Below are 18951 nucleotides of genomic sequence, written 5' to 3' on the forward strand. Positions count from 1 at the left end.
GACAGGGATGAAGATCACCGGCGCGCGCGTCATCGTCTGCAGTCCGGGGCGCAACTTCGTGACGCTCAAGATCGAGACCGACGAGGGCGTCGATGGCATCGGCGACGCCACGCTCAATGGTCGCGAGCTCGCGGTCGTGGCCTACCTCGAGGAGCATGTGATTCCGTGCCTGATCGGCCGCGACGCGCATCAGATCGAGGACATCTGGCAATACCTGTACCGCGGCGCGTACTGGCGGCGCGGACCGGTGACGATGACCGCGATCGCGGCCGTGGACACCGCGCTGTGGGATATCAAGGCCAAGGCCGCGGGCCTGCCGCTGTATCAGTTGCTCGGTGGCAAGAGCCGGACCGGCGTGATGGTGTATGGCCATGCCAACGGCAGCGATATCGCCTCCACCGTCGACGAGGTGCTGCGCTACAAGGAGATGGGCTACCGCGCGATTCGCGCGCAGTCTGGCGTGCCCGGGCTCAACAAGGTGTACGGCGTGTCGCGCGACCGCATGTTCTACGAACCTGCCGATGCCAATCTGCCGTCGGAGCACGACTGGAGCACCGAGCGTTACCTCGACCATACGCCGAAGCTGTTCGAGGCCGTGCGCGAGGCCGTGGGCTGGGATACGCATCTGCTGCACGACGTGCATCATCGGCTCACGCCCATCGAGGCGGGCCGGCTCGGCAAGTCGCTGGAGCCGTACCGCCTGTTCTGGATCGAGGATGCGACACCGGCCGAGGATCAGGAAGCGTTCCGTCTGATTCGCCAGCATACGGTCACGCCGCTGGCCGTGGGCGAGGTGTTCAGCAGCATCTGGGACTGCAAGGCGCTGATCGAATCGCAACTGATCGACTATATCCGCGCGACGGTCGTGCATGCGGGCGGCATCACGCATCTGCGGCGCATCGCCGACCTGGCCGCGCTGTACCAGGTGCGCACAGGCTGCCATGGCGCGACCGACCTGTCGCCGGTCTGCATGGGCGCGGCGCTGCACTTCGATCTGTGGGTACCGAACTTCGGCGTGCAGGAGTATATGCGGCATAGCGAGGAGACCGATGCGGTGTTCCCGCATGCGTATACGTTCGAGAACGGCATGATGTATCCCGGCGATGTGCCGGGCCACGGCGTGACCATCGACGAGGCGCTGGCCGCGAAGTATCCGTACCAGCGGGCGTATCTGCCGGTGAACCGGCTGGCGCACGACGGCACGCTGTGGCACTGGTGAGCGCGCATGGAACGACTCGGTCCGAACCAATTGGAAGCGCTGCGCGTGCAGCGGCCGCGTTATCGCCGAGACTTGCTGCGCGGCGGCATCGTGCATCTGGGCATCGGCGCCTTTCATCGCGCGCATCAGGCTGTGGTGACAGAGGATGCGATCGAGGCGGACCCCGATGGCCATCGTTGGGGCATCGTCGGCGTCTCGCTGCGGCGGCCCGATACGCATGACGCGCTCATGCCGCAGGGCGGCCTTTATACGCTGGCGATACGCGACGGTGGCCGCGTCGATCATCGCGTGATCGGCGCGGTGATCGACGTGCTCGTCGCGGACCACGACCCCGAGGCGGTGCTCGAACGGCTCGCGCATGCGGACACGCGCATCGTCAGCCTGACGATTACCGAGAAGGGCTATTGCCACGATCCGGCCACGGGCGCGCTCAACCCGCGGGATGCGGGCATCGCGCACGATCTGTCAAACGCGGCGCCGCCGGTGACCGCGCTCGGCTACCTCGCGCGGGGCCTGCAACGCCGGCGGCAACGCGGTCTCGGGCCCGTGACGCTGCTGTCGTGCGACAACCTCGCGAGCAACGGCGATACGCTGCGAGGCGTGCTGCTAGCGTTTGCCAAACGCGTGGACCCCGCCCTGCGCGACTGGATTGCCACGCACTGCACGTTTCCGAACAGCATGGTCGATCGCATCGTGCCGAAGACCACGGCAGACGACGTCACGCGGGTATCGAACGCCCTGGGGCTGCACGATGCCTGGCCCGTGGTCGGCGAACCGTTCCTGCAATGGGTCATCGAGGACCGCTTTTCCGCGGGACGTCCGCGCTGGGAAGCCGGTGGCGCGCAGTTTGTCGACCACGCGCAGCCGTTCGAGCGGCTCAAGCACCGGCTCGTCAACGGCAGCCAGTCGATGATGGCCTACTTCGGCGTGATGGCGGGCTGGCCGACCACCGATCGCGTGATCGCCCAGCCTGGCCTGCGCGCCTTTATCGACGATGCGATGCGCCACGAGCTGCAGCCGACGCTGCCCCTGCTGCCCGGGCTCGATGTCGATGCGTATCGCGAAAGCCTGCTGCCGCGCTTCGAGAACCCCGCGCTTGGGCATCGCACACGGCAGATTGCCATGGATGGTTCGCAGAAGATCCCGCAGCGACTGCTGGCACCGATCGCCGAACGCCTCGCGCGCGGCGAACCGTTCGATCGCCTCGCGCTCGGCGTGGCCGCGTGGATCCACTTCCTGCGCGGCTACGATGAACGCGGGGAAGCGTATCCGATCGAGGATCCGATGGCCGACCTGTTGCGGCCGCTGGCGAGCGATGTGCGGGCGATCACCGGCTTTGCCCCGGTGTTTGGCGCGCTGGGCACGTCGGCGGTGTTCGTCGACGCGGTGGGGCGGCAACTCGGGCGACTGCGTGCGCAAGGCACGCTTGTCGCGCTCGCCGGTATCCTCAAAGCACCTTAGGCACCGCCGCCGCCAGCATGGCCACGCCCGACAGCGTCAGCAGCGACAGCACGATGCGACGGAACGCGATGTCGCTGATGCCGAGGTACACGCGCGTGCCCAGAAACGCGGGAATCAGCATGGCCGGTGCGACGATCGCGAACTTCGGCAGCATGTCGGCCGTCACGATGCCCGTGCCGACATAGATGGCCATCGTGACGATCAGCGCGCCGAGGTTGAAGTTCTGGATGATCGTGCGCTGTGTGTCCTTCTCGAACCCGCGCAGCGTGCACCAGAGCGTCGGGATCATGCCCGTGATGCCGCCGATGCCGCCCATGATGCCGCCGAGCCAGCCCGCAACGCCGTCGGCAAAGCGGCCGCCGCGCGTGATGCGCGGCATGTTCGCCGAGAACAGCATGATCGGGCACCAGATCACGAGCACGGTGCCGAGCAGGATCTTGAACCAGTGGACGTTGAGCATCGGCAGCAGTATCACGCCGACCGGAATGCCCAGCACGCCGCCGAGCAGGAACGGCAGCAACGCCGCCCAATGAAACTTGCGCCGGACCGTGAATGCCGCGAGCAGCTGGCCCGTCAGCGCGCCGAACACCGACATCGCCGCGGCGAGCCTGGGTTCCACGGCCCAGGCCCAGAACGACATGGCCACCATGCCGAATGCGAATCCCGAAAGTCCCTGTACAAAGCCCGCCACGATCGCGCCCAGTGCGATCAGCAGCAGCGTGGTGTCGATAGACATGTCTCTCGTTGTTATGCGTTGTTGTCTCGTCAGCGCACGATACCTTTTTCCACCGCGTCCGTCACCTGTGCGACCACGCCTTCGCGCCAGTCGTCGCTATCGATATAGAACGCCTGCCAGATCGCGTGCCTGATCAGCGCGCGCTGGTTCTCGTCGGCATCGGGATGCCGGTGCAGCCAGTGATCCCCGCGCAGGGCCTCCAGCACCTCCGCGATCGGCAGCGTGCCGAACTCGAGCGCGATGCCCGCATAGTCGAGCGAGGCAAGCGGGCCCAGTGTCTGCGGTAACGCAAGCCACGCCACGCCGCTCAGGTGGGCGGACGTGGACGACCCGTCGTACATCGACGTCACCCCGCTGCCCCAGACCTGCTGCGTGCGCGCCAGTTGCGCCGCATCGTCGGGGCCCATGTAGATGGGCTCGCCATAGCCGCGCGGGCCGAGACCCGTATGGATGTCGATCCATCTGAACGACTCGCGCCCGGAACCGAAGCGCGCGAGGATGCGGCGCAGCGTGTAGTTGCTCCATGTCGCGCGCGTGCCGCCGAAGAACATGCCATCGGGATCCTGATACTGGCCCGCGCTCACCGCGGCCTGGTACCAGGCCATGCCGCGCGCCGCAATCGCCTGCATGAGCGCGGCATGGTCGGCCTGCGACGGCGGCCATTGCTCCGGCAACAGCAGGGGCGCGACCTCGGCGTAGGCCGCGTTCGCGGGCAGCGGCTGGTCGAAATCCATGAAGTTGCGGTTCAGGTCGACATTGTCCTCGTTGACGCGCCGCAGATGCGAGAAGCCATACGGATTCACCGCGTGCACGAGCAGCAGCGCCACGCGCGCCTCCGCGCAGGCGGCATGCAGCGTGGTGTCGCGCAGCAGCGCGACCTGCGCGCCGGCGCCGCAATAGCCTTCGGCGCCGTGGATGCCCGAGGTGACCATCAGGCAATGCGGGGCGTCGGCCGCGCCCACGAGCGCCACGTCGATGGCCAGCGGCTCGTCGTCGCGGCCCAGTTCGGTGGGATGGGGGAATTCGGTCAGCGCGGCGCCGGCATTGCGCGCGGCATCGAGGAACTTCTGGCGCGCAACGGCATAGCTCGGCGCGAAACAGTCGGCAGCTCGCATGGCGGCAAGGGGCCTGGGGGGCCGGAGTCCGGAGGACGATGCTGCGATTAGACGCCTTTTCGGCGCGTCTTTCCACCCCGCCGGGTCAGAAGCGTTCCGCGGCCAGTCCAGTGCGGAACGCGTGCGGATGCATGACGATGCCCGCCGCGGCGATCTGGGCGGACGACAGCACCAGATGTCTGGCAAGCCAGTCATGCACGCCGCGCAGAAAACGGATGTTCTCGACGCTGTTCGATTCCGCAATCAGGCGTTCGAGCTTGACATGCGCGGTATAGACATCGAGCAGGTTCTCGGCCTTGAGCCGGGGCGGCGTGCTGGGACTGCGCTCGATGCCGAGCACGCGCGTCACCTGCGCGTCGGAAAGCGGCTCGCCGCGCGCGATCTGGCGGTAGATGTCGTCCAGCGCCGGAAACCTGACGGTCGGCTGCACGCGCGGCACCCCGGCGACCTTTTCCATGCGCAGGACGACATAGCGCGTGGCGGCATTGCGGCGGGCGAGCTTGCGGGTGGCTTCCTTGTCGATGGCGTCGCCTTTGCCACCGCCGCCTTGGCCGCCGCCGCGATCGCCACGCCCCGTGCCCGCCGCGCGCGGCGCGCGGGCCGCGGGCCGCAGGCCCACGTCGGTCCCGTCGGTCCCCTCGAACGAATCGTCCGGGAGCGAGGCGGCAGTTGCGGACGCGGCCGGCATATCGCGCTCGGTGTAGTCGGGCACGGTCTCGAGCCACGACGGCTCGGTCAACACCGCCCGCGCGCAATCGGCGCCAAACGGATACTCGTGCCCCGCGGCGTCGCGCAGGATATACGCGTGGCCTTCCGGAAAACCATGGTGGCGGCCGCCCAGCGGCGAGCGCGCATGGCAGCGGGTATTGGCGGGATCGACAAAGTCCTTGCGGACCGGCGTCCAGCCGTCGGGGACGGTCATGATCGAATGCGGCGGGTCGAAGCAGGCGACATTATCGCCTGCCGCCGCCCCGCGGCTACTTCAGCATGAACGACATCGCCGACAGCGAGTTCAGCATCCGCACGGCCGACTGCACCGAATCCGCCTGGAACGCGAGCAGGTCGCCCTCCAGGCGTTCAAGCACGGGCCACTGGCAGAACAGGTCCGCATGCGCGGGGGTCATGGTCTGCAACCGCACCTTGATCGGTCCCGTGAGCTCGAGGCAGCGCGCCTCGGGCCGCTCGATGGCCAGCCGCGTGGCGGCTTCGGCGGCCTCGGCAATCGCCTGCCGCGCACCGGCCGGCGACAGCGACGTACCGCTGCCCTGCCCGCCCGCCTGCTTGGTTTCCACGTACCGCACCCATGGCATCAGCGGCCGCGTCTCGTTGACGAACACGTCATCGCCGCTCGCCAGCAGCACGGGCACATCGAACTCGCCGGCCAGCGCCGCGTAGATGCCCGCCTCGCCGAGCTCGAGCCCGTTGAGCCAGACCCGCGCGAACGCACCGCTGTTGATCGTATGCGCGAGCACGCCGCGGCTCTGCGCGCGGCCGTGATAGCCGATCATGAACACGCCATCGCAATCCTGCTCGACGCCGGCCATCATACTGAGGTACCGCGGCTTGCCGAGCACGAGCTGCACGCGCGGATCGAGCTGATCGGGCAGCAGGTTGCGGAAGCCGCCATGCGAATCGTTGACGATGACCGCGGTCGCGCCGCCGGCGAAAGCGCCCTGCGCGGCGGCGTTGGCCTCGGCCGTCATCCACGCACGCGCGCGTTCGTACTCGCCGTTGCCGGCCCGCGTCTGTTCGGGATGGAATACGCCGGCCACGCCCTCGATATCGGCCGAAATCAGAATCTTCATGGTCTACGGTTCAAAATGCGAGCATCTCTCGCAATGCGGCGCGGCGATGGCCGTCGCGGCCGGTCACGGCTTCGGCGTGCCACAGTGCATGGACAATGGCCTGCTCGACGCTGTCGGCGGCCGCGCGGAACAATGGATCGAGCCGCGACTCGTGGAGCATGGCAACGGCCGGCATTGGCGCGTCGGTGCCATGCGGCACCGTGTAGGCCGTGGAAAACGCGAACGCGATATCCCCCGAGCCATGCCCGAACACCGAACCCGTGCGCGCAAGGCCCGCGCCGGCACGCAGCGACAAACGCCGCAGCTGCCGCGCATCGAGCGGCGCGTCGGTGGCAACGACCATGATGATCGAGCCCTTCTCCGGCGCCGCCGTCTGTTCGGCCAGCTTCGCGGCCAGCCGCGCGCCCACGTGTTCGCCAGCGAGTATCAGCGACTCCGGCGTGCCGAAGTTGGACAACACGAGCGCGCCGACGGTGTACCGTTCGCCATCGTGCCGGCCAGCGCACGACACCACGCGCGAGGCCGTGCCGATTCCCCCCTTCACCCCAAACGACGACATCCCGCGCCCCGCGCCGATCGCGCCCTGCGCCACATCGGCACCGGCCCCACTCAGCGCGCGCGCATAGTGGTCGCCCGCGACCACCATCGCCTGGATATCGTTCAGGTACCCGTCATTGCACTCGAACACGAGCGGATTGACGGTGGGCCACGCGCGGCCGATCTCGGGATTGTCGGCAATCGCCGCGCGGATCTGCGCCTGCGCCACCGCCCCCACGGAGAACGTATTGGTCAGCGCGATCGGCGTCTCCAGCACGCCGAGCTCGTCCACCTGCACGAGGCCGATGCTCTTGCCAAAGCCGTTGAGCACCGACGCCGCGGCGGGCACCTTGTCGGTATAGACGTTGCCGCCATGCGGCCGCACGACCGTCACCCCGGTCTGGCAGGCATCGTGCGCAAGCGTGCAGTGGCCGACGGTCACGCCGGCCACATCGGTGATCGCATCGCGCGGCCCCGAAGGCAGTGGCCCGATGCGCGGCGGGTTCGAAAGGGTCATCACCGATCAGCGACGATCGATCTTCGGATCCAGCGCGTCGCGCAGGCCGTCGCCGAGCAGGTTGAACGCCAGCACGGTCAGGAAGATCGCCACGCTCGGGAAGATCGCCACATGCGGCGCGGTCACCATGTCGGCCCGCGCCTCGTTGAGCATCGCGCCCCATTCCGGGGTCGGCGGCTGCGCGCCCAGACCCAGGAACGACAGGCCCGCGGCCGTGATGATCGACGTGCCGATACGCATCGAGAAGTAGACGACGATCGACGACACGGTGCCCGGCAGGATATGCCGCATCAGGATGGTCCAGTCGGACGCGCCGATACTGCGCGCGGCCTCCACGTACGTCAGCTGCTTGAGCATCAGCGTGTTGCCGCGCACGAGCCGCGCGAACGCCGGAATGCTGAACACCGCGACCGCGAAGATCACGTTGGTCATGCCGTTGCCGAGAATGGCCACGATGCCGATGGCGAGCAGAATGCCCGGGAACGCGAACAGCACGTCCGAGATCCGCGTCACGATGCGGTCCCACCAGCCTTCGTAGTAGCCGGCCAGCAGGCCCAGCACGGTGCCGATGATCGCACCGATGATCACCGAGAAGAAGCCCGCGGCCAGCGAGATACGCGTGCCCGCGATGATGCGGCTGAAGATATCGCGGCCGAGCGAGTCGACGCCCATCCAGTGCGCGACCGACGGCCCCGCGTTCAGCGAGTCGTAGTCGAAGTAGTTCTCCGGGTCGTACGGCACGATATACGGCGCCAGCACCGCGATGACGACGAGCATCAGCACGAACGCCCCGGCGGCGATGGCCAGATGCTGCTTGCGGAACTTGCGCCAGAACTCGGTCCACGGCGTGCGCACGCGCTCGCGCGAAAACGGATTGACGGTGGCCGCTTCGTGCGAACCGGAACTGGCTGGCGTAGAGATATCAGACATGCCGGCCTCCCTTATTTGTAACGGATAGCAGGATTGATCACCGTGTAGAGCAGGTCCACCACGAGGTTGATCAAGATGAATTCGAGCGAAAACAGCAGCACCTCGGCCTGAATGACCGGGTAGTCGCGCATCTCCACGGCGTCGACGAGCAGGCGGCCGAGGCCGGGCCAGTTGAACACCTTTTCGACGAGGATCGAGCCGCCCAGCAGAAAGCCGAACTGCAGGCCCATCATCGTCACGACGGGAATCATCGCGTTGCGCAGCGTGTGCTTGACCACCACGACCGTCTCGCGCACACCCTTGGCGCGCGCGGTGCGCACGAAGTCTTCCTGCAGCACTTCGATGAACGAGGCCCGCGTGAAGCGCGCCATCACGGCGGCCACGGCGGCGCCGAGCGTCAGCGACGGCAGGATGTAATGCTTCCAGCTATCGGCGCCGATCGACGGCAGCCAGCCCAGCTGGACCGAGAACACTTCCATCAGCAGCATGCCCAGCGCGAACGCGGGGAACGAGATGCCCGACACCGCGAGCGTCATGCCCAGGCGATCGGGCCACTTGTTGCGGAATACCGCCGAGCCGATACCGATGGTCATGCCGAACACCACCGCCCATGCCATCGACGTCAGCGTCAGATAGAGGGTGGGCAGGAAGCGCTCGCCAATTTCCTCGCTGACGGGACGCTTGGTCCGCAGCGACGTGCCGAATTCTCCCTGCAGCGCGTTCGAGAAGAACCGGACGAACTGTTCGTGCATCGGACGGTCGAGACCCAGGTCCTTGCGCACGAGCTCCACGGTCGCCTGGTCGGCTTCGGGGCCGGCTGCCAGCCGCGCCGGATCGCCGGGCAGCATATGGACGAACAGGAACACCATCACCGCCACCAGCAGCAGTGTCGGAATCACGCCCAGGCATCGTTTGAGGAAGTAATTCAGCATCGAGAACTCTTGTTGTAATTGCTCCCCTCCCCCCATGGGGGAGGGGTCATGCCTACCGCTTACTGCTTGATGTCGATCTCGTCGAAGTTGAACGAGCCGTCAGGCATCGCGTACGCACCCGACAGGCGCTTCGCACGCGCGAACAGCACCTTCTCGGTCACGAGGAACGCCCACGGTGCATCCTTCCAGATACGCTCCTGCGCATCCTTGTACAGACGGGCCTTCTCGGCGCGGTCGGTCGTACGCAGCGCGCCGGCGATATCGGCATCCACCTGGTCGTTCTTGTAGTACGCGGTGTTCAGCAGCTTCGGCGGCATCGATTCCGAAGCCAGCAGCGGACGCAGCGCCCAGTCAGACTCACCGGTCGACGACGACCAGCCCACGTAGTAGAGGCGCACGCCAGCGTCTTCCGGCTTCTGCACGCTCTCCACCTTTTCCACGCGCTGGCCGGCTTCCAGTGCCTGCACGCTGGCCTTGATGCCGACCTGCTGCAGCTGCTGCTGCACGAACTGGATCACCTTCTGCGCGGTGGTGTGGTTATACGCGGACCACAGCGTGGTCTCGAAGCCGTTCGGGTAGCCGGCTTCCTTCAGCAGCTCGCGCGCCTTGGCCGGATCGTACGGCCACGGGCCCAGCTTCTCGGCATAGTCCACGCCGGCGGGCACCACGCCTTCGGACGGCGTGGCGTAGCCTGCGAACGCCACCTTGGCCAGCGCGTCCTTGTTGATCGCGTAGTTGATGGCCTGGCGCACCTTCGGGTCATTGAACGGCTTTACCTGCGTGTTGAACGAGATGTAGCGCGCGATGATCGACGGCGCGTCGATCAGGTCCACCTTCGGGCTCGTCTTCAGCACGGCGGCCTGCTCGAACGGAATGCGGAACGCAAAGTCGGCTTCGCCGGTCTGCATGACCGCGGCGCGCGTGTTGTTGTCCACCACGGGCTTCCACGTGATCGAGTCGATCTTCGGATAGCCGGTCTTCCAGTAGCCCGCGAACTTCTTGCCCTTCAGGTAATCGGTCTGCTTCCACTCGACGAACTCGAACGGACCCGTGCCCACCGGATGGAACGCGATTTCCTTGCCCCACTTCTTGAGCGCGGTCGGCGAGATCATCACGGCCGACGGATGCGACAGCACGTTGATGAACGGCGAGAACGGCTCCTTCAGCGTGATCTTGACCGTGTTGGCGTCCACCACGTCGGTCTTGGCCACGCGGTTGAACAGCGTGTAGCGCTTGAGCTTGTTGGCCGGGTCGATCACGCGGTCGAAGTTGGCCTTGACGGCGTTCGCGTCGAACGTGGTGCCGTCATGGAACTTCACGCCCTTCTTGAGCTTGATCGTGTAGGTCAGGCCGTCCTTGCTGGCTTCGTAGCTTTCGGCCAGCACGTTGACGAGCTTGAGGTCCTTGTCCAGGCCGAACAGGCCCTGGTAGAACGACTTGGTCACCGCCTGCGACAGCGTGTCGTTCGAATCGTACGGATCGAGCGTGGTGAACGTGGAGTCCACGGCCATCACGGCGTCCTTGGCGGCAAACGCGGGGCTCGCACCGAGCATGCCCAGAGCGCCTGCTGCAACGGCGCCGGCAAACAGCCTGGGCGAAACCATACGGATAGTCATTCTTCTTTCTCCTGGTGGAAGTACCACAAACTTCAGTAGGCGCCGCCGACCGGATGGCGGGCGACATAATGTCCATGCGCGCCGCTGCCGGAGACGGGCACCAGTGGCTTCACCACGGGCTCGTCGCCGACCGCGCGGATCGGGCTGGGGATTTCATCGGACAGCGGTTCGCGCTTCAGGTGGCGGCGCGCCGGATCGGCGATCGGCACCGCCGACATCAGCTTCTTGGTGTACGGGTGCTGCGGATTCTCGAAGATCGCGCGGCGCGGGCCGATCTCGACGATCTGGCCCAGATACATCACGGCCACGCGATGGCTCACGCGCTCCACCACGGCCATGTCGTGGGAGATGAACAGGAACGCCACGCCGAGCTCGCGCTGCAGGTCGAGCATCAGATTGACGATCTGCGCCTGGATCGAAACGTCCAGCGCGGACACCGACTCGTCGGCGACCACGACCTTCGGGTTCAGCGCGAGCGCGCGCGCGATGCAGATGCGCTGGCGCTGGCCGCCCGAGAACTCGTGCGGATAGCGGCCGGCCTGCTCGGGCGTGAGGCCCACCTTCTCGAGCAGCCACGCCACGCGCTTCTCGGCTTCCTTGCCGCTCGCCACCTTGTGCACGAGCAGCGGTTCCATGATCGAGTAGCCCACGGGTACGCGCGGGTCCAGCGACGCGAACGGATCCTGGAAGATGAACTGGATATTGCGGCGCAGGCTCTGGAGCGCGGAACCCTGCATCTGGCTGATGTTCTGGCCCGCGAATTCGATGGTGCCGCTCTGTGCGTTCACCAGGCGCAGCAGCGAACGGCCCGTCGTGGACTTGCCGCAGCCGGACTCGCCGACCAGCGCGAGCGTCTCGCCCGGGTACAGGTCGAAGCTCACCTGCTCCACCGCGTGCACGCGGCGCGTGACGCGGCCGAACATGCCGCCCGGCACATCGAAGCGCGTGACGAGGTCGCGCACGCGCAGGATCGGCTCGGCGTCCTGCGCCACGGTGTCCTGCGGAATCTCCACCACGGGGCCCGCCGCGTCGTTGACCTGCACGAGCGGGAACTTGGCCGGCAGCTCGGTCCCCGTCATCGCGCCGAGCTTCGGCACGGCCGACAGCAGCGCGCGCGTGTACGGATGCGCGGGCGTATGGAACACGTCGTCCGACGCGCCTTCTTCGACTTTCTCGCCGCGGTACATCACGAGCACGCGGTCGGCCACCTCGGCCACCACGCCCATGTCGTGCGTGATGAAGACCACGCCCATGTGCATCTCGGCCTGCAGGTTGCGGATCAGCTGCAGGATCTCGGCCTGAATGGTCACGTCGAGCGCCGTGGTCGGCTCGTCGGCGATCAGCAGCGCCGGCTTGCACGACAGCGCCATCGCGATCATCACGCGCTGGCGCATGCCGCCCGACAGCTGGTGCGGAAAGCGGTCCAGCACGCGGCGCGCTTCGGGAATGCGCACGAGCTCGAGCATGCGCAGTGCCTCGGCACGCGCGGCCGAGCGGCTCATGCCCTGATGCAGGCGGATGGATTCGGCAATCTGCTCGCCGACCGGGAACACCGGGTTCAGCGAGGTCATCGGCTCCTGGAAGATCATCGCCACGTCCGCGCCGCGCACGCTGCGCAGCGTGGCATCGTTGGCGTTGACGAGGTCGATGACATCGCCGCTGCGGCGGCGCAGCGACATGCTGCCGCTCACGATGCGGCCGCCGCCGTGTTCGACCAGGCGCATCAGCGCCAGCGACGTGACGGACTTGCCGGAGCCCGATTCGCCGACCACGGCCAGCGTTTCACCGCGATCGACGTGGAACGACAGGTTGCGCACGGCTTCCACGCTGCGCTCGCTGGTCGCAAAGCGCACCGTGAGGCCGCGCACGGCCACCACGCGTTCGGGCGGCAGCACGAGGCCGGAGGGAGGGATTCGAGAATTCATGCTCAACCGTAAATCCAGACGTTGACGGGCTCGCCCACGCGCGCGATGCCGCGGTACATGCCTTCGGTATTGAACGGCAACGTGACGTTGCCCGCGCGATCCACCGCGATCAGGCCGCCACGGCCGTTGATCGCGGGCAGTTTTTCCATGACCACGCGGCGCGCGGCCTCTTCGAGCGACAGGCCCGCATAGCGCATCTGCGCAGCGACGTCGTAGGCCGCCACCGTACGGATGAACATCTCGCCCGTGCCCGTGGCGGACACCGCGGCCACATCGTCCGCGTAGCAGCCGGCGCCGAACACGGGCGTATCGCCGACGCGGCCCACCTGCTTGTTGGTCACGCCGCCCGTGGACGTCGCCGCCGCGAGGTTGCCCTGCGCGTCGCGCGCCACCGCGCCCACCGTGCCGAACTTGCGGTCCGGATCGATCGGGTCCGTACCGCCGGCCTTCGCCTGCGCGGCCAGCGCGGCCGCGTCGTGGTCGAGCAGTGCCATGCCGGCAGACGCACGCGCGCGCAGCCACTGGTCGTGACGCGCCTGCGTGAAGTAATAATCGGGGGATACGAGCTCGAGGCCCTGCGCCTCGGCGAACGCTTCCGCGCCCTCGCCCGCGAACAGCACGTGTTCGCTGTGCTCGAGCACCGCGCGCGCGGCCAGTACCGGGTTGCGCACGCGCTTGACGCAGGTAATCGCGCCCGCGTTCAGCGTCGCGCCATCCATCACGGAGGCATCGAGTTCATAGGTGCCCGCGTGCGTGAGCACGGCGCCCTTGCCTGCGTTGAACAGCGGGCATTCCTCGAGCAGGCGCACGGCCTCGGTCACCGCGTCGAGCGCGCTGCCGCCGGCGGTCAGCACGCGCTGGCCTTCGCGCAGCACGTGTTCGAGCGCTTCGGTGTATTCGCGTTCGCGTTGCGCGTCCATCGCGGCGCGGGTAATCGTGCCGGCGCCACCGTGAATGGCAATGACAGCGGAATTCATCTGTACGGGTAACTCAGTCAGGAGATTTCGGGGCGGCAGGACGCGAGGCGCCTTGCCGGGATTGCGTGTCGCGGTCATCGCTGCGCGCGCCGGGCGCGCCATACAGCCATGGCAGCAGGAATTCGGTCATCTCGGCCGCGGCCTTCACCGAACGCGCCGAGCGGTAGGCCACCGCGCCGCACAGCGCCTCGATCAGCGCGAGCACCGTGGCATCGGAGTTCGCCGACAGCCGGTTGCCCGCGTTCGCATACAGCGCGATATCGGCAAGCGGCGCCAGCGGCGAGGTCGGGCCGTCCGTCAGCGCGAGCAGGCGGCCGCCGTGCGCCTTCACGCGCTGGGCCAGCAGCATCGAGTCCGCGACGTAGCGCGGGAAGGCGATGGCGATCACGAGGTCCTGCGGCTGCAGCTTGAACAGTTGCCGGGCCGCGTGCGAGGCACCGCCCGCGTTGGACACCGAGGTGACCATGCGGCAATGCATCTCGAGGCCGTGCTGCAGCAGGCCGGCGAGGAAACCGCTCGCGCCGAAGCCCATCACGTAGACGCGCTCGGCGCCGAGAATGGCATCGACGGCGCGCTCGCAGGCATCGGCATCGAGCGAGCGGCGCGTGGCTTCCAGATTGCGCGCGCCGTCTTCGAGCGCGGCGGCGATGACGTCGGCCACGGACGACGGCCGTTCCAGTTCCGTGCGCAGCCGCTCCACGGGCGCGAGCGTCGCCTCGAATCCGCGCACGAGTTCGGCGCGGAACTGCGGGTACCCTTCGAACCCGAGCGCGCGCGCAAAGCGGTTCGCGGTGGCCACCGAGACATCGACCGCGGTCGCGAATTCGTCGATACGCATCGTCGCGGCGCGGAACAGGTTGTCCAGCACATAGCCGGCCATACGCTGATGCGCGGGCGTCAGCGTGGGCAGGCTACGGGCGATACGCTCGGAAATCGACAGACCTTCGTGCATGGGGAGTAATATCCTGCGGGCGGGCAGGCTTCAATCTGGTGCAAGACTTGGGTACAAGGAACGGTCCGCACCAATATTGGGACCGATCGGAAGCTTCAGGAAAGCATGCCTGATGAAAAGGCACTTTCCTCGTGCGCCGGTTCATGTAAATAAATTTACACGCAAACGGCATACCAGGAGAACCCCGGCGAACCCGAATACGGGTAATCCCCTATACGCCGGGCACAGCGCCGCGCCGCGCTACAATGCCGCCCTGCCTCACCGTCCATCGCCCGTCTTCCCGTGATCCGAATCGACCAGCTTGTCCTCCAGCGCGGCACCAAGGTGCTGTTCGACCATACCAGCGTGACGCTGAACCCCGGCGAACGGGTAGGCCTCGTCGGGGCCAACGGCAGCGGCAAGTCGACGCTGTTCTCGATGCTGCGCGGCGACCTGCACCCCGATGGCGGCGACGTATTCATCCCCGCAAGCTGGCGCATCGCCCACGTTGCGCAGGAAACCCCGGCCGTCTCGCGCAGCGCGGTGGACTATACGATCGACGGCGACACCCGTCTGCGCGAGATCGAAGCGCGCATCGCCGCGGCACAGGCCTCGGGCGACGGCGCCGCCGAGGGCGAGGCGCATGCCGCCTATGCCGACGCCGACGGCTACACGGCAAGCTCGCGCGCGGAGGCGCTGCTGCTGGGTCTCGGTTTCACGCTCGCGCAGGTCTCGCAACCGGTCTCGTCCTTCTCGGGCGGCTGGCGCATGCGCCTGAACCTCGCGCAGGCCCTGATGTGCCCGTCCGACCTGCTGCTGCTCGACGAACCGACCAACCACCTGGACCTCGACGCCATCGTCTGGCTCGAAGACTGGCTCGCGCGCTATCCCGGAACGCTGGTCATGATCTCGCACGATCGCGAGTTCCTCGACGCCATCTGCACGGTCACGGTCCATATCGAGCATCTGAAGCTCAATCGCTACGGCGGCAACTACACGCAGTTCGAGACGCTGCGCCTGCAGCAGATGGCGCTGCAGCAGGCCGCCTATGCGCGCCAGCAGAAGGAAATCGCACACCTCGAATCGTTCATCACGCGCTTCAAGGCCAAGGCGACGAAGGCCCGGCAGGCCCAGAGCCGCGTCAAGGCCCTCGAACGCATGGAGCGCCTGGCGCCCGTGCACGCCGCCGCGGGCTTCGCATTCGAATTCCGCGAACCCGAGTCCGCCCCGAACCCGATGATGGTGCTCGACGGCGTGGATTGCGGCTACCCCGACGCGCAGCCGCCCGTCACGATCCTGCACAATCTGGCGCTGTCGATCCAGAACGGCCAGCGTATCGGCCTGCTCGGCGCCAACGGCCAGGGCAAGTCCACGCTGGTGAAGACGCTCGCGGGCACGCAGGATCCGATGACGGGTACGCTGCGCCACGGCAAGGGCCTCGTCATCGGCTACTTTGCCCAGCATCAGCTGGAAACGCTGCGCGATCACGATTCCCCGCTCCAGCATCTGGCGCGCCTCGCGCCCGATACGCGCGAGCAGGAACTGCGCGACTTCCTCGGCAGCTTCAATTTCCGCGGCGACATGGCCACCGCGCCGATCGAACCGTTTTCGGGCGGCGAAAAGGCGCGCCTCGCGCTGGCGCTGATCGTCTGGCAAAAGCCCAACCTGCTGCTGCTCGACGAACCGACCAACCACCTGGACCTCGACACGCGCGAAGCCCTGACCATGGCTCTGGCGCAGTTCGAAGGCACGCTGATTCTCGTCTCGCACGACCGTCACCTGCTGCGGGCCACGTCGGACCAGTTCATGCTCGTGGCCGACGGCACGATCCGGCCGTTCGACGGCGACCTCGACGACTATCGCGACTGGCTGCTGCAACAGGCGGCCGCGAAGCGCAACGCCGCCACGGCCGCGCATGCGACCGACGCGGCGCCGGCGGTGAACCGCAAGGACCAGCGCCGCGCGGAGGCCGACGAACGCCAGCGCCTCGCGCAGCTGCGCAAGCCGCTGACGAAGGAAGTCGAGAAAATCGAGAAGCGGATGGCCGTGCTGCAGGCCGACAAGGACGCCATCGACGCGTTCATGGCCGACGAGTCGAGCTACGCGGAGGCCAACAAGGCGAAGCTGATGGAGATGCTCAAGCGCCAGGGCGAGGTCACTGGCGAACTTGAGACGCTGGAAGAACGCTGGCTGGAACTACAGGAACAGATCGAACAAATTCTGTAGTTTTGAAGCGGTCTCCCTTACCGATTACCGGAAATGCTTTTCGCGGCGAATCAGGCCGACCGCGAGAGTCAGCGTCAGAATCACAAGCCAGATCAACGACCACGCCGGAATCGACAGCCCCAGAATCGGCGGCAATTCCGCCGTGCAGAGGCCATCCGAGTAGAACAGCTGCGGCAGCACCCGCGCGGTCGGCAGCTGGTTGACCCAGTTCTCGAGCGGATCGATACCGCACGATGCCTTCGGGTTCAGCAACAGCGACACGTGATACCCCGCCACCGCGATGCCCGCGACGCCCGACAGCATGCCGAGCCCCTGCCACAGCGTGCGCGTGTTCTGCGCGACGACCGCGAGCAGCGAGAAGATGCCGATACCGAGGAACGCAAAGCGCTGCATGATGCAGAGCGGACAGGGCTGGTAGCCCTCGGCCATCTGCAGGTAAACGGCGAACGCGACCGCGCCGAAAGAAAGGAACGCGATCAGCAGAAAGTAAGCTCGGGAATTGGCTTGCATGGGCATCGAATACAGGGAAAGTCATGCGAGGCATGACGAACGTTTCGACGCGCATTATGGCCGATTTTCCCGTCCGCGTTCGGACCGCACGGACAAACACCGCGCGGGGCGCTGCGGCGGATTGCCGCAGTGCCCCGCGAACATCCTGTCAGCGTCCCGTCACGCTGCCGTCTGCGCCGACAGATACCGGCGGCGCCACGGCTTGAGGATGGCGATCGCCAGCACGGCCGTGATGATGTCGAGCGCGATGGCCACGCCGAACACCGGCATCCAGCTGCCCATGCGCTCGTGCATCAGCGCCGCGAGCGGACCGCCGAAAATCGAGCCGATGCCCTGCGAGATATAGAGCCAGCCGTAATTCGTCGTGGCGTACTTCGTGCCGAAGGTATCGGTCAGCGTCGACGGGAACAGCGAGAAGATTTCGCCCCAGCCGAGGAACACCACGCCCGACAGCAGCACGAACAGCACCGCGTTCTCGCGCGTCAGCAGCCACAGCGTCATGGCCACGGCTTCCAGTGCAAACGCGAAGCACATCGTGTTTTCGCGCCCCCACTTGTCCGAGACCCAGCCGAACAGCGGCCGCGTCAGCCCGTTGGTCAGGCGGTCGATGGTCAGCGCGAGCGGCAGCGCGGCCATGCCGAACACCACGGCGTTGGACACGCCGAAGTCCTTGGCGAACGCGGCCATCTGCGACGTGACCATCAGGCCCGACGTCGACATCATCGTCATCATCGCGAACAGCAGATAGAACAGCGGCGTCTTCAGCATCGTGCGCGTCGGCACGTCCGCGACGTTGGACGTCACCTGCGACGACGCTGCCGGCAGCACGTCGCCGGCAGCCGGCGCGCGAAGCCCCTGCGAGGCGACGAAACCGATCGCCGCGAACAGCAGGCCGAACTGCCACAGCGTGGACTCGAGGCCCTTGCCGGCCAGCGATGCCGCAATCGGGAACGTCGTCACGATCGCGCCCATGCCATAGCCGGCCGCGACCATGCCCACCGCAAACCCGCGGCGATCGGGGAACCAGCGCACCATCTGGCCGACCACGCCGACGTAGACGATGCCGGTACCGAGGCCGCCCACGATGCCATAGCTCAGATACAGCATGCCCACGGTCTGCGCCTGCGAAGCGAGCACCCAGCTGAGGCCCGCGAGCACCGTGCCGAGCGCGATCAGCCGGCGTGGGCCGAAGCGCTCGATCAGCGCGCCCTGGAACGGCGAAAAGAACGTCTGCAGCACGATCAGCATCGAGAACGTGATCTGCAATTCGGACAGCGGCACGCCAAGCTTGGCCGATAGCGGCTTGGTGAACAGCGTCCAGACGTACTGCGGGCTCGAGATCGCCATCATGCAGGCGAGGCCCAGCAACAACTGTATCCAGCGCGTGCGCGCCAGCGGCAATGCCTGCGACGCCGGAAGCGCCGCACCTTCAGCAACGGTACGCATCGAACTACTCCTTCACACTGTCAGACGGACTTCAAGAAAAGCCGCGCTCCGGTCGGCGCGCGGCGGAA

Annotated in this window: 16 protein-coding genes; 3 read left to right on the forward strand and 13 right to left on the reverse strand. The window is 67.0% G+C overall.

Features of this window, described 5'->3' with window-relative positions; genetic code table 11:
- The first annotated feature begins 7 nt into the window (after positions 1–7).
- Complete coding sequence (manD, locus tag AAHB16_RS01130) at positions 8–1219, forward strand: D-mannonate dehydratase ManD (RefSeq protein ID WP_342049829.1); 1212 nt, start codon at positions 8–10, stop codon at positions 1217–1219.
- A 6-nt stretch (positions 1220–1225) separates the two neighbouring features.
- On the forward strand, positions 1226–2680 hold the full coding sequence (locus AAHB16_RS01135; RefSeq protein ID WP_342049830.1) for a mannitol dehydrogenase family protein: 1455 nt from the start codon (positions 1226–1228) through the stop codon (positions 2678–2680).
- Here AAHB16_RS01135 and AAHB16_RS01140 read toward each other — a convergent pair.
- The 11 genes from AAHB16_RS01140 to AAHB16_RS01190 all read right to left on the reverse strand — a co-directional run bounded on the left by AAHB16_RS01140 (position 2667) and on the right by AAHB16_RS01190 (position 14722).
- Positions 2667–3416, reverse strand: coding sequence for a sulfite exporter TauE/SafE family protein (locus AAHB16_RS01140; protein WP_150371998.1), 750 nt, complete (start codon positions 3414–3416; stop codon positions 2667–2669). The genes AAHB16_RS01135 and AAHB16_RS01140 overlap by 14 nt on opposite strands.
- A 29-nt stretch (positions 3417–3445) precedes the next feature.
- A complete protein-coding gene (locus AAHB16_RS01145; RefSeq protein ID WP_150371999.1) occupies positions 3446–4531 on the reverse strand; it encodes a M14 family metallopeptidase in 1086 nt (361 codons plus the stop codon).
- An 85-nt stretch (positions 4532–4616) separates the two neighbouring features.
- Entirely contained in the window at positions 4617–5453 is an 837-nt protein-coding gene (locus AAHB16_RS01150; RefSeq protein ID WP_342049831.1) for a hypothetical protein, read from the reverse strand.
- 55 nt (positions 5454–5508) lie between these two features.
- A complete protein-coding gene (locus AAHB16_RS01155) occupies positions 5509–6336 on the reverse strand; it encodes a M55 family metallopeptidase (RefSeq protein ID WP_150372001.1) in 828 nt (275 codons plus the stop codon).
- Positions 6337–6346: 10 nt separating this feature from the next.
- The gene (locus AAHB16_RS01160; RefSeq protein WP_342049832.1) at positions 6347–7390 is read right to left on the reverse strand and encodes a DmpA family aminopeptidase; all 1044 of its coding nucleotides are present in this window, start codon (positions 7388–7390) and stop codon (positions 6347–6349) included.
- 6 nt (positions 7391–7396) lie between these two features.
- Positions 7397–8320, reverse strand: coding sequence for a glutathione ABC transporter permease GsiD (gsiD, locus tag AAHB16_RS01165; RefSeq protein WP_150372003.1), 924 nt, complete (start codon positions 8318–8320; stop codon positions 7397–7399).
- An 11-nt stretch (positions 8321–8331) separates the two neighbouring features.
- The gene (gene gsiC / locus AAHB16_RS01170; RefSeq protein ID WP_150372004.1) at positions 8332–9252 is read right to left on the reverse strand and encodes a glutathione ABC transporter permease GsiC; all 921 of its coding nucleotides are present in this window, start codon (positions 9250–9252) and stop codon (positions 8332–8334) included.
- Positions 9253–9311: 59 nt separating this feature from the next.
- Entirely contained in the window at positions 9312–10868 is a 1557-nt protein-coding gene (gene gsiB / locus AAHB16_RS01175) for a glutathione ABC transporter substrate-binding protein GsiB (protein WP_150372005.1), read from the reverse strand.
- 32 nt (positions 10869–10900) lie between these two features.
- On the reverse strand, positions 10901–12793 hold the full coding sequence (locus AAHB16_RS01180; RefSeq protein WP_342049833.1) for a dipeptide ABC transporter ATP-binding protein: 1893 nt from the start codon (positions 12791–12793) through the stop codon (positions 10901–10903).
- Between the two features lie 2 nt (positions 12794–12795).
- Entirely contained in the window at positions 12796–13770 is a 975-nt protein-coding gene (locus AAHB16_RS01185) for an isoaspartyl peptidase/L-asparaginase family protein (RefSeq protein WP_150372007.1), read from the reverse strand.
- Positions 13771–13783: 13 nt separating this feature from the next.
- Positions 13784–14722, reverse strand: a complete 939-nt coding sequence (locus AAHB16_RS01190) for a MurR/RpiR family transcriptional regulator (protein WP_342049834.1) — start codon at positions 14720–14722, stop codon at positions 13784–13786.
- A gap of 282 nt (positions 14723–15004) precedes the next feature.
- On the opposite strand from AAHB16_RS01190, the gene AAHB16_RS01195 reads away from it, so the two are divergent.
- A complete protein-coding gene (locus tag AAHB16_RS01195) occupies positions 15005–16927 on the forward strand; it encodes an ATP-binding cassette domain-containing protein (protein ID WP_342049835.1) in 1923 nt (640 codons plus the stop codon).
- 24 nt (positions 16928–16951) lie between these two features.
- Here the strand turns inward: AAHB16_RS01195 and AAHB16_RS01200 are convergent, their stop codons facing one another.
- Entirely contained in the window at positions 16952–17437 is a 486-nt protein-coding gene (locus tag AAHB16_RS01200) for a disulfide bond formation protein B (RefSeq protein WP_342049836.1), read from the reverse strand.
- Between the two features lie 159 nt (positions 17438–17596).
- The gene (oxlT, locus tag AAHB16_RS01205) at positions 17597–18883 is read right to left on the reverse strand and encodes an oxalate/formate MFS antiporter (RefSeq protein WP_150372011.1); all 1287 of its coding nucleotides are present in this window, start codon (positions 18881–18883) and stop codon (positions 17597–17599) included.
- Positions 18884–18951: the final 68 nt, after the last annotated feature.

Origin of the sequence: Cupriavidus sp. OTU4054 (assembly GCF_038440175.1) — a bacterium.
Classification (GTDB): domain Bacteria; phylum Pseudomonadota; class Gammaproteobacteria; order Burkholderiales; family Burkholderiaceae; genus Cupriavidus; species Cupriavidus pauculus_D.

Excerpts from the sequence above, each read along its gene's own strand:
- gsiB (WP_150372005.1), bottom strand. The coding sequence starts at position 10,868 with ATGACTATCCGTATGGTTTCGCCCAGGCTGTTTGCCGGCGCCGTTGCA.
- gsiC (WP_150372004.1), bottom strand. The coding sequence starts at position 9,252 with ATGCTGAATTACTTCCTCAAACGATGCCTGGGCGTGATTCCGACACTG.
- AAHB16_RS01160 (WP_342049832.1), bottom strand. The coding sequence starts at position 7,390 with ATGACCCTTTCGAACCCGCCGCGCATCGGGCCACTGCCTTCGGGGCCG.
- AAHB16_RS01155 (WP_150372001.1), bottom strand. The coding sequence starts at position 6,336 with ATGAAGATTCTGATTTCGGCCGATATCGAGGGCGTGGCCGGCGTATTC.
- AAHB16_RS01180 (WP_342049833.1), bottom strand. The coding sequence starts at position 12,793 with ATGAATTCTCGAATCCCTCCCTCCGGCCTCGTGCTGCCGCCCGAACGC.
- oxlT (WP_150372011.1), bottom strand. The coding sequence starts at position 18,883 with ATGCGTACCGTTGCTGAAGGTGCGGCGCTTCCGGCGTCGCAGGCATTG.
- AAHB16_RS01135 (WP_342049830.1), top strand. The coding sequence starts at position 1,226 with ATGGAACGACTCGGTCCGAACCAATTGGAAGCGCTGCGCGTGCAGCGG.
- AAHB16_RS01140 (WP_150371998.1), bottom strand. The coding sequence starts at position 3,416 with ATGTCTATCGACACCACGCTGCTGCTGATCGCACTGGGCGCGATCGTG.
- gsiD (WP_150372003.1), bottom strand. The coding sequence starts at position 8,320 with ATGTCTGATATCTCTACGCCAGCCAGTTCCGGTTCGCACGAAGCGGCC.
- AAHB16_RS01150 (WP_342049831.1), bottom strand. The coding sequence starts at position 5,453 with ATGACCGTCCCCGACGGCTGGACGCCGGTCCGCAAGGACTTTGTCGAT.
- manD (WP_342049829.1), top strand. The coding sequence starts at position 8 with ATGAAGATCACCGGCGCGCGCGTCATCGTCTGCAGTCCGGGGCGCAAC.
- AAHB16_RS01145 (WP_150371999.1), bottom strand. The coding sequence starts at position 4,531 with ATGCGAGCTGCCGACTGTTTCGCGCCGAGCTATGCCGTTGCGCGCCAG.
- AAHB16_RS01190 (WP_342049834.1), bottom strand. The coding sequence starts at position 14,722 with ATGCACGAAGGTCTGTCGATTTCCGAGCGTATCGCCCGTAGCCTGCCC.
- AAHB16_RS01200 (WP_342049836.1), bottom strand. The coding sequence starts at position 17,437 with ATGCAAGCCAATTCCCGAGCTTACTTTCTGCTGATCGCGTTCCTTTCT.
- AAHB16_RS01185 (WP_150372007.1), bottom strand. The coding sequence starts at position 13,770 with ATGAATTCCGCTGTCATTGCCATTCACGGTGGCGCCGGCACGATTACC.